Source organism: Allokutzneria sp. A3M-2-11 16 (assembly GCF_024213555.1).
Taxonomy (GTDB): domain Bacteria; phylum Actinomycetota; class Actinomycetes; order Mycobacteriales; family Pseudonocardiaceae; genus Allokutzneria.
In genome coordinates, this window is sequence record NZ_JANAVO010000002.1 from 357319 (window position 1) to 368814 (window position 11496).

The window sequence follows — 11496 nt, forward strand, 5'->3', positions numbered from 1 at the left end:
AAGGAAGGGTTGTTGCGCATGGCGCACGGTGTTGTGGAATTGGAGACACCATGAGGGCGCGCCAAGGGCAGTGTCAAGCCCCGCTCGACCGCCTTAATGCGCTTGGAGCAGCGTCAGTTGAAGCCCATTCGGCGGGATGCCTCGACGCCCGCCTCGACGACCTGCCCGGTGATCTCGTCCAACCGCTGTTCGGTCAACCGGTAGGACGGCCCGGACACGCTGATCGCGCCGACCACGGTTCCGTCGTAGGAGCGAACGGGCGCCGCGGCCGCGTTCAGGCCGATCTCCAGTTCCTCGATCGAGAAGGCGCAGCCGCTCGCACGGATCTGCACCAGCTGCTCGCGCAGCGACTTCGTCGAGGTCACGGTGTTGTCGGTGAACCTGGCCAGCGGGCGGGAGAGCGCGACGCGCAGCCGCTCCGGCGGCAGGAAGGCCAGCAGTATCTTGCCGCTGGACGTCGCGTGCAGCGGGGTGCGCCTGCCGACCCAGTTGTGGCTGGTCACCGCAGCGGACCCGCGGACCTGCGCGACGTTGACGGCGGCGTCGTGGTCGGCGATGGCGACGTTGACGGTCTCGCCGAGCTGCGCGGCGAGCTGTTCGCACACCGGCCGGGTCTCCTGCGACAGGTCCAACCGCGCGGCGGTCGCGCCGGCCAGTCGAACGATTCCGACCCCGAGCCGGTACTTGCCGCGGTCCCCGGCCTGCTCAACCAGCCCGCGGTGTTCCAGCACGCCCAGCAGGCGGAACGCGGTCGACTTGTGCACGCCCAGTTCGGTGGCCACCTCGGTCACCCCGGCCTCGCCGTGCTTGGCCAGGATCTCCAGGACGCTGACCGCCCGGTCCACGGACTGCACAGAGTTCGCGCCACTGCGGCCCGTCCCCGATCCGTTGACCATGCGCCCACCGTAGCCATGGGTGAGCGCACTGCTCCAGACGGGTCTCTTGACGCCTCGGTGGCTCCGGCCGCACTCTGTTGCGCACAGCACTTCAAATCTCATCATCCGCAACAAGGAGTGCCGATGTTGCGCGTCTGCGATCTGTCCGAGCTGCCACCCGGTGAGTCGATCCGGATCTCCGAGTCGAACACCGCCGTGCCCGTCGCGGTGTTCAACGCGGACGGGGTGATCTACGCGGTCGACGACACCTGTTCGCACCAGGACGCGTCGCTGTCGGAGGGCTGGCTGGACGGCTGCTTCGTGGAGTGCCCCCTGCACGCCGCCTCCTTCGACCTGCGCACCGGGCTGCCCACCTGTCTACCGGCGAAGAAGCCGGTGCGAACCCACCAAGTGAGTGTTGTCGACGGTGTCATCTGGTTGCACCAAGCGGCCCAGGACGTGGCTTGAAGACGATCACCGTGGTCGGCGCGTCCCTCGCCGGGCTCTCCGCCGCCCGCGAGCTGCGCGCCCAGGGTTTCGACGGCCGTCTGGTGATCGTGGGCGAGGAACCGCACCAGCCCTACGACCGGCCGCCGCTGTCCAAGGACTTCCTGCTCGGCCGGGCCGAGGAGGCCGACCTCGCGCTCACCGACGCCGCCGAGCGGGCCGCGCTGGAGGCGGAGTGGATGCTCGGCGTGCACGCGAACGGGCTCGACACCGGCGCGGGTGAGGTGCTGCTCGACAACGGCACCGTGCGCACCGACGGGGTGGTGATCGCGACCGGCGCGCGGCCGAGAATCCTCGCGGGGCAAGGAAACCTCAACGGCGTGCACACCCTCCGGACGATCGAGGACGCGTTGACCCTGCGCGCCGACCTGGAGCGCGCGGAGCGTGTCGTGGTCGTCGGAGCGGGCTTCATCGGCGCGGAGGTCGCTTCGGCGTGCGCGACCCGCGGCCTCCAGGTCACCGTCGTCGAAGCTGCTCCAAAACCGTTGGCGGGCTTGGGAGACGAGATGGCGTCGGCGTGTGCCGCGCTGCACACCGACCACGGCGTGCGGCTGCTGTGCGGCACCGGCGTCGCCGGGCTCAGCGGTGATCATCGGGTCCGCGAGGTGCTGCTGAGAGACGGGAGCTCCATCGAGGCGGACGTGGTCGTCATCGGAGTCGGCGTGGTGCCGACGACCGAGTGGCTGGACGGATCGGGCCTCAGCCTGGTCAACGGTGTCGTCTGCGATCCCGGTTGTCGCACCGATCTGCCCGATGTGGTCGCGGTCGGCGATGTGGCGAACGTCGGCGGGCACCGCGTCGAGCACTGGACCAACGCCACGCGGCAACCTCGCGTCGCCGTGCGGAACCTGCTCGCCGGGGCGCTCGTGGAGTCGTGCGCGGACGTGCCGTACTTCTGGTCCGACCAGTACGGCGTGCGCATCCAGTTCGCCGGTCGCGTGCTGCCCTCCGACAAGGTCGAGGTCGTCGAGGGCAGTGTCGAGGACCGCGCGTTCGTGGCCGTGTGGCGCCGCGAGGCCGTCGAGGTCGGCGTGCTCGCGTTCAACAACACCAAGTCCTTCAACCGCCGCCGCCGCGCCCTCCCCCTCTAGCTCGCCATCCCCTTCCCCCATCCCATAAACTCATCCCCATGCCCCTCCACCTCACCCCCTCCACGACGGCTGAGGTGGTCTAAACCAATCCCGTTTCGTACTCATAACAGCCAATGGGAGCGCTCTTTTTCCCGCTTTGAGTACGAAACGGGAATTCGGCGCGCGCGGAAGGCGTCGGTTGGGCGTCAGTGGAGTTGAGCCTCAGTGGAGTTGGGCGCTGCGGAGGTCGAGTCGGCGGAGCACGCGGTCTACGGCCTGGGGGTCGGCTCCGGGTTCGGTGCGGGCGCCGAGGATCTCGCGGCGGGCGGCGGCCAGGACCTCGGTCTGGATCTCGCGGAAGAGCTGCACGGTGCGGATGCGCAGCGCCTGCTCCTCCTCGTAGTTCTGCGGTTCCTTGTCCGCGTACAGCGCCGCGAGCAGCCCCTTCTGCCTGGACTGGATCTTGGCGACCATGTCCTCGGGCAGATCGCGGACCGCGTCGAGCTCCTTCAGCCGCCGCAGTCCGGCCTTGTACGCGCGCTTCGCCAACGCCTCGTCGGCGGCCTGCTCGACATCGGATTCGGCTTGCACACCAAGGGCTTTGACCAGCACAGGCAACGTGAGCCCGGGCAGCACCATCGTCACGACGATCACCGCGAACGCGATCAGCAGCAGCTCCGCGCGGGCGGGGAACTCCGGCGGGATCGCCAACGCCAGCGCGAGCGTCGCAAGCCCGCGCATCCCGCACCACGACAGCACGAGCCCTTCGCGCCAGTTCCGCGGAGCGCGCTCGGGATCGCCGGACCGCCCGATGAGCCACGCGCCCATCCCGAGCCACACCGTCCGCACCACGATCACCACTACACAGACCAAAGCCGCGCGGCCCGCGATCTCCATCAGCTGCCCCTCGTTGGCGGCGAGGACTTCGCGCAGCTCCAAGCCGATCAGCCCGAACGCCACGCCCGTCACGAGAAGCTCGACGACCTCCCAGAACGCGCCACCGCTGAGCCGACCATCCACATCGGACTCAGCGCGCCGAGCGCCACCGCCGCCGCGATCGTGATGCCGGGCACCAGGAGCCACGCGGTGACCGCGACCGCCGCCACGGTGATCAGCACGAGGACCAGCGCTAGCAACAGGATGCTGCGCCAGCGGACCTTGAACATCGACCACGAGGTCCGCTGCGCCGTGGCGTAGAGCAGCGGCGGCAGGAACAACGGCAGGATCAGCTCCGGCGGGACGACGAGCACCGGCAGGCCGGGCACCAGGGCCACGGCGATGCCCAGGAGTGTCACGAGAACCGGGTACGGCAGCCGGACACGCTCACCGACGCCGACGAGCAGCACCGTCGCCAGCATCAGCCCGATGATCACCATGAGTTCCGCCACGGCCGGACGGTAACCGCACCGAAGGCATTCCGCTCGCGAGTGTCGGTGGTGGCAGGTAGACAGCAGGGCATGACGACCCAGTCTGTGTTCCCCAGCCTGCGCTACCGCGACGCGGCCGCCGCGATCCCCTGGCTGGTCAGCACGTTCGGTCTGGCCGAGCGCGCCGTCTACGCCGACGCGGACGGCGTGGTGCGGCGCGCGGAGCTGGGCTGGACCGACAACATCATCATGATCGGCACGTCCGAGCGGGGCACGGGCGCGGGCTGGCTCTACCTCTCCGTGGCCAACCCGGACGCGCACTTCGCGAGGGCGGTGGCGGCCGGGGCGCGGGTGGTGCGCGAGCTGGCCGACACCGAGCACGGCTCCCGCGAGTACACCGCCCGCGACCTGGAGGGCAACCTCTGGTCCTTCGGCACCTACCTCCCCGTCTGAGCGTCCACTTCGGACAGTTGGCCAGGGTCGGTAAGGTGCTGGCCGTGACTGGGGAGACTGGGGTGCGCGCCCGCACCCGCCGGGCCATCCTCGCCGCGGCGGCCCAGGTCTTCGCCAAGGACCGCGCGGCGTCGCTGTCGGCGGTCGCGCGGGAGGCGGGGGTGGGGCGGACCACGCTGCACCGCTACTTCCCCGACCGCGCCGCCCTGGTGCGCGGGCTGGCCTACGAGGTCGTGCGGGAGACCGGCGAGGTGCTGGCCCGCGCGGACGTGGAGCGCGGATCGGTGTGGAGCGCGATCGAGCGGGTCGTCTACGACTTCGTGGCGATGGGCGAGCGCTACTACTTCCTGCTGCACGAGCACGAGCTGGACAGCGACACGAAGCTGGCCAGCAGCGACAGCACCGCGCTCGCCCCGTTCGCCGACCTGCTGCGGCGCGGCCAGGAGGAGGGTGTCCTGCGCTCCGACCTGCCCGTGGAGTGGCTGCTCCAGGTGACGGACGCGCTGGTCAACGCGGCGTGGGTGGCCGCACTGGAGGGCACGCTGGCGCGCGCCGAGGCCGTGCGCGCGGTCATGTTGACCCTGCGCGGCGGCATCGCGCCCCTAGGGGAGCCGGGGTCGCAAGTTCAGGGCTGAGACCCGATCCGCGCGAGCACGCGCGCGGGCACAGTTGTGTCATCAGCAAGCCCCGCCGGTTGCGGCGGAGAGGAGAGGACACACACGTGGTCATCACCGGGTTCTTCAGCGCCATCCTGGTCGGCGCGATCATCGGCGCGCTCGGCCGACTGATCGTTCCGGGCGACCAGAAGGTCTCGGCGCTGACCACCGTCGTCGTCGGCATCGTCGCCGCCCTGATCGGCACCGCGATCGCGACCGTCTTCGGGTGGATCTTCTTCACCCTGCCGTTCCTGGCCGAACTGGCCCTCCAGGTCTGCATCGCCGCGGTCGGCGTGATCGCCGTCGCCGGCTCCAAGAACCGCCAGCCCGCCTGACCCAGAACAGCCAAGCGGGGCCCCGGATCTCCCGGGGCCCCGCTTTTCGCTCGTCAGCCGTTGACGATCACCGAGGACGGCACGTCCACGTCGCGCTTGAGCGCGTCGAAGAGCTGGCCCGCCTTGGTCTTGTCCCACTGGACGGTGGAGCCGACGCCGGAGACGTTGCCGGTGCGGCCGATCGGCACGGTCGTGGTCACCACGGCCCCGGTGCCCGCCCCGCGCAGCCCCCACGCCAGCCCGGCCAGGTTGTGCAGGTGGTCGTCGTTGTTCACGATCATCGCCGCTGGCACGTCGCTGAGCAGCGGGAACACCCGGAACGGGTTGAGGATCGTGCCCAGGCCGGTGGCCCTGTCCATCACCGCGGACATGAACGCGCGCTGCCGCTCGACGCGGTCGAGGTCGGCGCGGGCGGAAGCCCTGGTGCGGACGTAGCCCAGCGCCTGCGCGCCGTCGAGCTCCTGGCAGCCCGGCTGGAGGTCCAGACCGGCCTTCGGGTCCTTCATCGCCTTGTCGATGCACATGTCCACGCCACCGAGGGAGTCCACGATGCCGACGAACCCGCCGAAGCCGATCTCGGCGTAGCGGTCGATGCGCAGCCCGGTCTCCCCCTCGATGGTGCGCACGAGCAGCTGCGGCCCGCCCATGGCGAACGCCGCGTTGAGCTTCTGCCTGCGCTTGCCGGGGATCTGCACGTAGGAGTCGCGGGGCAGGCTGACCAGGGTCGGCTTCGCGCTGCTGGACGGCAGGTGCACCAACATCATCGTGTCGGTGCGCTTGCCCGCCGCACCTCCGGTGGCCAGTTCCTCCCGGTCCTCTTCGGACAGCCCTTCACGGCTGTCGGAGCCGACGATCAGCCAGGTGGTCCCCGGTGTCTCGGCGGGCCGCCCGGAGTACTCGGGCAACGCGTCCGTCCGGTTCAGCGAGGTGTCCACGTAGATCCACGTGCCCACGAAACCCACCGCGAGCACCAGCAGCACGACCAGCACGATCCGGCCGACCCGTACCTTGCGACGACGAGGGCGCTGCACCGGGGCGTGCCTCCGATCGTCGTCGTAGTAGTGACCGCCCTGGTTGTGGGCAGGGCGACCGTACGGGGCGTTCATCTTCCGTCCATTCGCACGCGGCCAACGATACGCAGATCCGGATCGGTGCAACCGGTTCGCGAAAACGGCACGACCGGGTTAGACCTTCCGGGGCACAACGGTCAAGAATGTCTGAATGGCGCTGAGCCGGTTCACCCGAGCAGGCCGGGCACGGTCCGGCCGTCACACCGTGCCGCCCGCCGCCGACACCGAGCTGGTCACCACCCTCTACCAGCGCTTCGGCGGGCCGTTGCTCGGTCACGCCCTGCGGCTGACCGGCGGCGACCGGCACTGGGCCGAGGACGTGGTGCAGGAAACCCTGGTCCGGGCGTGGCGGCACGCGGAACGGCTGGAACGAGATCCTGACCTGTTGCGGGCGTGGCTGTACACGGTCGCGCGGCGGATCGTGATCGACGCGCGGCGCAGCCGTGGCGCCCGGCCGCAGGAGGTCGATCCGGCTCCGCTGGAGCGGGTCCAGGTGCCGGACCGGACCGACGCGTCGCTGACCGCGATGGTGGTCGAGGAGGCCATGACCGCGCTCAGCCAGGAGCACCGGGACGTGCTCGTGCACACGCACCTGCAGGGCCGCAGCGTCAACGAGGCGGCGGAGCTGTTGGGTATCCCGGCGGGGACGGTGAAGTCGCGGGTCTACTACGCCCTGCGCGCGCTCCGTCGAGCCCTCGACGATCGAGGAGTCACCCAATGAGGCCGCTGGTGGAACACACGGACCTGGGCGCCTACGTCCTCTGCGCGCTCTCCCCCGAGGAGTGCGAGGCGTTCGAGGCGCACCTGATGGACTGCGCCGAGTGCCAGCGCGAGCTGAAGTCCTTCGCCGACCTGCCGGACCTGCTCGACCAGCTCACCCCGTCGCGGGACAACGTGCTGACCGGGCTGCTGGACCGGGTCGCCACCGAGCGGCGCAAGCGGAAGCGGAACTGGCTGGTCGCCGCGGCGGCCGCGGTCGTGCTGATCGTGGTCGGCCCCGTGGTCACGTGGAGCGCGCTGACCTCGGACCCGTGGTCACCGTGGACGACCACCAGCGCGTTGAGCGCGCGCAAGGGCGAGGTCTGGGCGAACCTCAAGGTCGACGGCGTGCCCTGGGGCACCGGCGTCCGCCTGGAGCTCGGCGGGATCACGGGTCCGCTGACCTGCGGGCTGTACGCGGTCACCAGGTCCGGCGAGACCCGCGCGATGATGGACTGGATGGTGCCGCCGTACGGCTACGGCGTGCCGAGCCAGCCGAAACCGTTGGTGGCCAGCGGGATGGTCGCGCTCAAGCCCGCCGACATCGCGCGGTACGTGGTGCGCACCTCCGACGGCAGGGACCTCGTCATACTGGAGCCATGAGTGCGATCGTGGAGTTCTACTGGCGGCCCGGCTGCGGTTTCTGCTCGGCGCTGCGTTCCGGCCTGGCCAAGACCGACCTGACCGTCCAGGAGGTCAACATCTGGGAGGACCCGGAGGCGGCGGCGCGGGTGCGCTCGGTGGCGAACGGCAACGAGGTCGTGCCCACCGTGTTCGTCGGCGACAAGTCCTTGGTCAACCCGTCCGTCGCCCAGGTGCTGGCCGCCGCGAACCCGTAAATCTGACGGTTCTGTGACGGCGGGCCCCGGTGGGGCGACAAGGGCCACGTGAGGTCCTAGCGTCGGCGGTGTGCGTGTACTCGTGACCGGCGGGGCCGGTTTCATCGGCTCCCACATCGCCGACGCCCTTGTGGCCCAAGGACATGAGCCCGTCCTGCTGGACGCGTTCCTTCCAGCTGCCCACACCGCGGCCGTTGTTCCCCCGTGGTGCCAGGGGTATTCCCTTGAGCGCGGCGACATCCGCGACACCTCGCTGCTCGCCCGCCTCCTGTCCACAGTGGACGCGGTCTGTCATCAGGCGGCCATGGTGGGCCATGGCGTCGATCCGACCGATGCCCCGGATTACGCGCTGCACAACGATTTCGGCACTGCGGTCCTGCTCGCCGAGATGCATCGCGCCGGAGTGAAGCGCCTCGTTCTCGCATCGTCGATGGTGGTGTACGGCGAGGGCCGCTACCGCTGCCCCTCGCATGGCGTGGTGCGTCCGGGCCCGCGTCTTCTCTCGGACATCGAGGCGGGCGAGTTCGAGCCCCCGTGCCCGGTCTGCGGCGGCGCACTGCACTCCGAACTGATCGCCGAGGATGCTCCCCTGGACCCACGGAGTACTTATGCCGCAACGAAACTGGCCCAGGAGCACCTCGCGTCGGCGTGGGCTCGGCAAACCGGAGGTGGAGTGTGGGCGTTGCGTTACCACAACGTCTACGGTCCGCGAATGCCTCGGAACACCCCGTACGCCGGCGTGGCTTCGATGTTCCGCTCAGCCCTTGAGCGCGGCGAAGCCCCACGACTGATGGAGGACGGCGCGCAACTGCGGGACTTCGTCCACGTCACCGATGTGGCGCAGGCGAACGTCCTGGCCCTGGAAGCCGCTCCCCCGTCCGGCGCGCTAGAAGCGGTGAACGTGTGCTCCGGCGATCCGCACACCGTCGGCGACTTGGCTTTCGAACTGGCCCAAGCCCACAACGGCCCCACCCCCGTGGTCATCGGCGGCGCCCGCCCCGGCGATGTCCGGCACATCGTCGCCGACCCCGCCAAAGCCACTCGAATCCTCGGCTATCATCCGAACATGCCGTTCACCCAGGGCGTCCACGCATTCGCCACGTCCCCGCTCCGCCCCTGACCCCCTGACCCAGCGGCGCTTCCCCCGTTTCGTACTCATAGCCGTAAATTAGAGCGCTCTAAACCCCGTTAAGAGTACGAAACGGGAGATCTCTGGGTAGGTCGGAGTGCTAGTGGGGGAGGGGGATGCGGAGTTCGAAGCGGCAGCCCGGGCCGTGGTTGCGGGCGTTGATGCGGCCTTTGTGCGCCTCCACCAAGCCGCGCGCGATGGCCAGGCCCAAGCCCGCGCCGGCGGGTTGGTGGCCGTGGTCGGGAGTGCGGGCGGGGGTGCCGCGGAAAGCCACTTCGAAGACGCGGGACAATTCGGCTTCGGGGATGCCGCCGCAGGCGTCGTCGACGGACAGCCACGCCTCGCGCTCGGTCTGCCCGGCGCGCACCACCACCGAGCCCGAAGGCGGTGTGTGGCGGATCGCGTTGGCCAGCAGGTTCCGCAGCACCCGCGACAGCTCCGGAGTGCTGGCGGAGACCACAGGCGATGCGCCGGGCTCCGTCACCAGGTGCACGCCCTTGCGTGAGGCGGCGGGGTGCGACGCGCTGACCGCCTCCTCGATCACCTCGCGGAGCGCGACCGGCGTCATGGTCAGCTTCAACGCCCCCGCGGTGATCTTGGACAGCTCGAACAGGTCCTCCACCATCGCGTTGAGCCGCACCGATTCCGCGCCGATGCGGAAGCCGTAGTCGCGGACCTCCACGGGCGCGGCGACGACCCCGTCGGAGAGCGCCTCGGCCATCGCCCGAATCCCGGCGAGCGGGGTGCGCAGGTCGTGGCTGATCCACGCGACCAGCTCGCGCCGGGACGCCTCGGCGGCGCGTTCACGGGCGCGGGCCTCGCGTTCCCACACGGTGCGCTTGGCGATGCCCCGGCCGAGCAGGACCGCCATCGGCACGGTCACCGCCGCGACGAGCAGGCACACCAGCAGCGTGATCGTCAGGGTCGGGGTGAACATGAAGCCGCTGATCCCCACCGCCCCCGCGAAGGTCGCGACCAGCGGGATCAGGATGAGCACGGTCATCGAGGTGGTCAGCGAGCGGTGGCGCAGCGCGTGCAGCAGCCACCCGCCGAGCAGGAACACCGGCAGCGACAACCCCACCGCGTACGGCGCGATGTGCGCGAGGTGGGCCAGGATCTCGTCCACAGGTCACCAGTTCGTCAGCAGGAGATGGTTCACGGCGAGCGCGGTCACCGCTTGGGCGGCCAGCCAGCCGCGCCGGTCCCGCTCCGGGAGCAGGGCCACCGCGGGCAGCAGCCAGACCGCGAACGGTAGCCAGATGCGCTCGACTTCGGCCTTGCTGAGCCCCGAAAGGGTGGCGGCCAGCACCGCGAGCACGGCGGCTCCGACAAGCAGTAGAAGCAGCCGGTCTCGTGCGAGCCTACGCAGTCCGGGGGCCACGGCGGGCCCGGCCGCCAGGAGCAGGCACGCGAGATTGGCCCACACCCAGTACCAATACGGCCGGTGGAGCCCGATTCCCTGGTAGTACCGGTCGATCACCAGGTGGTAGCCGTCCAGCCACCAGAACCCCGCCAGCGTGAACACCGCCACGACACCGAGCGCGCCGAGCACCGCGTAGCCGACCGCGCGCCACCGGCCGCTCATCAGCGCGACCACCAAAGCCAAGGGCCCCAGCAACACCAGGCCGTAGGACAGGTAGATGCCGAAGCCGAGCACTGCTCCCCCGGCGAGCCATGTCATCCTGCGACCGAGCGCCACCAACGCGATCCCGCACGCGGTCACCCCGGCGAACAGCCCGTCGGCCGACGCACCGACCCACACCGCGCCGGGGAAAAGCACGAGGAACGGCAGCACCGCGCGGGCGGCCGAAGGGGCTCCGAGCGCGCGGAGCATCACCGGGATCGCGATCACCACGGAGGCTCCGACCACCACGCACGCGACGCCCGCCCAAGCCCCGCCGCCGAGTCCGATGCGGTCGAGCCACACGAAGACCAGGGTCGCACCGGGCGGGTGACCGGAAACGTGAGTAGTCCACGAATCCGGTTGGTAGTCAAGGATTCTGGCCGCGAATCCGCGCAGCATCGCAGGGATGTCGGTGATGCCGGGAACCTCGTGCAGGTACTCGTCGCGACTGGCGAGCTTGTCCGCGAAGCCCGACTGCCACCCGTCGATCATGGCCAGCGCGAAGGTCCACGCCAGAGCGGCGCCGTAGCCGGACAGCAGGGCACGCCGCCACGGCAGCCGGGCGGCGAGGCCGGGACCCCACGCGCACACCGCGATCGCGAGCAGCACCGCGAAGGGCGTTCCGGGTCCGATGTGCGGCGCCCACTCGCCGAAAACCGGTGCTGCGCGGGCGAAAATCGGGGCGCCGATCGAGTTCAGGTAGGAGCCGACCGCGACCGCGGCGGCGAGCAGAACGGCCGCGACGGTCCCGGCGACGAGGTCGGCGCGACGCGTCGTCATGGCCGCAGACTAAGGCCAACGGCGACGGAAGA

The 11496-nt window shown here is 70.3% G+C and carries 15 protein-coding genes; 9 read left to right on the forward strand and 6 right to left on the reverse strand.

The window, feature by feature from the left end; genetic code table 11:
* Nucleotides 1–113 precede the first annotated feature (113 nt).
* Nucleotides 114–896 carry an IclR family transcriptional regulator gene (locus tag NLX83_RS19715; protein ID WP_254236546.1) on the reverse strand — a complete coding sequence of 261 codons (783 nt, stop codon included), beginning with the start codon at nt 894–896 and terminating at the stop codon, nt 114–116.
* 123 nt (nt 897–1019) lie between these two features.
* On the opposite strand from NLX83_RS19715, the gene NLX83_RS19720 reads away from it, so the two are divergent.
* Together NLX83_RS19720 and NLX83_RS19725 are read left to right on the forward strand one after the other, a co-directional pair.
* Complete coding sequence (locus NLX83_RS19720) at nt 1020–1343, forward strand: bifunctional 3-phenylpropionate/cinnamic acid dioxygenase ferredoxin subunit (RefSeq protein ID WP_254236547.1); 324 nt, start codon at nt 1020–1022, stop codon at nt 1341–1343.
* Nucleotides 1340–2473, forward strand: coding sequence for an NAD(P)/FAD-dependent oxidoreductase (locus NLX83_RS19725; protein ID WP_254236548.1), 1134 nt, complete (start codon nt 1340–1342; stop codon nt 2471–2473). Before NLX83_RS19720 ends, NLX83_RS19725 begins: the two co-directional genes overlap by 4 nt.
* Before the next feature lie 201 nt (nt 2474–2674).
* Here the strand turns inward: NLX83_RS19725 and NLX83_RS19730 are convergent, their stop codons facing one another.
* Nucleotides 2675–3472 (reverse strand): cation:proton antiporter domain-containing protein, encoded by a 798-nt coding sequence (locus NLX83_RS19730; RefSeq protein WP_254236549.1) that lies wholly within the window; start codon nt 3470–3472, stop codon nt 2675–2677.
* On the reverse strand, nt 3418–3840 hold the full coding sequence (locus tag NLX83_RS19735) for a cation:proton antiporter domain-containing protein (RefSeq protein ID WP_254236550.1): 423 nt from the start codon (nt 3838–3840) through the stop codon (nt 3418–3420). The genes NLX83_RS19730 and NLX83_RS19735 overlap by 55 nt, the downstream gene beginning before the upstream one ends.
* Before the next feature lie 69 nt (nt 3841–3909).
* Between NLX83_RS19735 and NLX83_RS19740 the strand changes: the two genes are divergently transcribed.
* The 3 genes from NLX83_RS19740 (at nt 3910) to NLX83_RS19750 (ending at nt 5263) form a co-directional block, all read left to right on the forward strand.
* Nucleotides 3910–4272 (forward strand): VOC family protein, encoded by a 363-nt coding sequence (locus NLX83_RS19740; protein ID WP_254236551.1) that lies wholly within the window; start codon nt 3910–3912, stop codon nt 4270–4272.
* 44 nt (nt 4273–4316) lie between these two features.
* On the forward strand, nt 4317–4907 hold the full coding sequence (locus NLX83_RS19745; RefSeq protein WP_254236552.1) for a TetR/AcrR family transcriptional regulator: 591 nt from the start codon (nt 4317–4319) through the stop codon (nt 4905–4907).
* An 86-nt stretch (nt 4908–4993) separates the two neighbouring features.
* Nucleotides 4994–5263: a GlsB/YeaQ/YmgE family stress response membrane protein gene (locus tag NLX83_RS19750; protein WP_254236553.1), complete on the forward strand. Its 270-nt coding sequence runs from the start codon at nt 4994–4996 to the stop codon at nt 5261–5263.
* A 53-nt stretch (nt 5264–5316) separates the two neighbouring features.
* On the opposite strand, the gene NLX83_RS19755 is transcribed toward NLX83_RS19750, so the two are convergent.
* Nucleotides 5317–6369, reverse strand: a complete 1053-nt coding sequence (locus tag NLX83_RS19755) for an LCP family protein (RefSeq protein ID WP_254236554.1) — start codon at nt 6367–6369, stop codon at nt 5317–5319.
* Nucleotides 6370–6484: 115 nt separating this feature from the next.
* On the opposite strand from NLX83_RS19755, the gene NLX83_RS19760 reads away from it, so the two are divergent.
* The 4 genes from NLX83_RS19760 to NLX83_RS19775 all read left to right on the forward strand — a co-directional run bounded on the left by NLX83_RS19760 (nt 6485) and on the right by NLX83_RS19775 (nt 9051).
* Nucleotides 6485–7054, forward strand: coding sequence for a sigma-70 family RNA polymerase sigma factor (locus NLX83_RS19760; RefSeq protein ID WP_254236555.1), 570 nt, complete (start codon nt 6485–6487; stop codon nt 7052–7054).
* Nucleotides 7051–7695 (forward strand): anti-sigma factor family protein, encoded by a 645-nt coding sequence (locus NLX83_RS19765; protein WP_254236556.1) that lies wholly within the window; start codon nt 7051–7053, stop codon nt 7693–7695. Before NLX83_RS19760 ends, NLX83_RS19765 begins: the two co-directional genes overlap by 4 nt.
* A complete protein-coding gene (locus NLX83_RS19770; protein WP_254236557.1) occupies nt 7692–7931 on the forward strand; it encodes a glutaredoxin domain-containing protein in 240 nt (79 codons plus the stop codon). The genes NLX83_RS19765 and NLX83_RS19770 overlap by 4 nt, the downstream gene beginning before the upstream one ends.
* 70 nt (nt 7932–8001) lie before the next feature.
* Nucleotides 8002–9051: an NAD-dependent epimerase/dehydratase family protein gene (locus NLX83_RS19775; RefSeq protein ID WP_254236558.1), complete on the forward strand. Its 1050-nt coding sequence runs from the start codon at nt 8002–8004 to the stop codon at nt 9049–9051.
* A gap of 109 nt (nt 9052–9160) precedes the next feature.
* Here NLX83_RS19775 and NLX83_RS19780 read toward each other — a convergent pair whose 3' ends face one another.
* Together NLX83_RS19780 and NLX83_RS19785 are read right to left on the reverse strand one after the other, a co-directional pair.
* Complete coding sequence (locus tag NLX83_RS19780) at nt 9161–10186, reverse strand: sensor histidine kinase (protein ID WP_254236559.1); 1026 nt, start codon at nt 10184–10186, stop codon at nt 9161–9163.
* Between the two features lie 3 nt (nt 10187–10189).
* Nucleotides 10190–11464, reverse strand: a complete 1275-nt coding sequence (locus NLX83_RS19785) for a hypothetical protein (protein ID WP_254236560.1) — start codon at nt 11462–11464, stop codon at nt 10190–10192.
* Nucleotides 11465–11496: the final 32 nt, after the last annotated feature.

What these genes read in the sequence shown, in the direction of transcription:
- NLX83_RS19765 (WP_254236556.1), top strand. Translation starts at nt 7,051, where the DNA reads ATGAGGCCGCTGGTGGAACACACGGACCTGGGCGCCTACGTCCTCTGC.
- NLX83_RS19760 (WP_254236555.1), top strand. Translation starts at nt 6,485, where the DNA reads ATGGCGCTGAGCCGGTTCACCCGAGCAGGCCGGGCACGGTCCGGCCGT.
- NLX83_RS19755 (WP_254236554.1), bottom strand. Translation starts at nt 6,369, where the DNA reads ATGAACGCCCCGTACGGTCGCCCTGCCCACAACCAGGGCGGTCACTAC.
- NLX83_RS19785 (WP_254236560.1), bottom strand. Translation starts at nt 11,464, where the DNA reads ATGACGACGCGTCGCGCCGACCTCGTCGCCGGGACCGTCGCGGCCGTT.
- NLX83_RS19770 (WP_254236557.1), top strand. Translation starts at nt 7,692, where the DNA reads ATGAGTGCGATCGTGGAGTTCTACTGGCGGCCCGGCTGCGGTTTCTGC.
- NLX83_RS19720 (WP_254236547.1), top strand. Translation starts at nt 1,020, where the DNA reads ATGTTGCGCGTCTGCGATCTGTCCGAGCTGCCACCCGGTGAGTCGATC.
- NLX83_RS19740 (WP_254236551.1), top strand. Translation starts at nt 3,910, where the DNA reads ATGACGACCCAGTCTGTGTTCCCCAGCCTGCGCTACCGCGACGCGGCC.
- NLX83_RS19715 (WP_254236546.1), bottom strand. Translation starts at nt 896, where the DNA reads ATGGTCAACGGATCGGGGACGGGCCGCAGTGGCGCGAACTCTGTGCAG.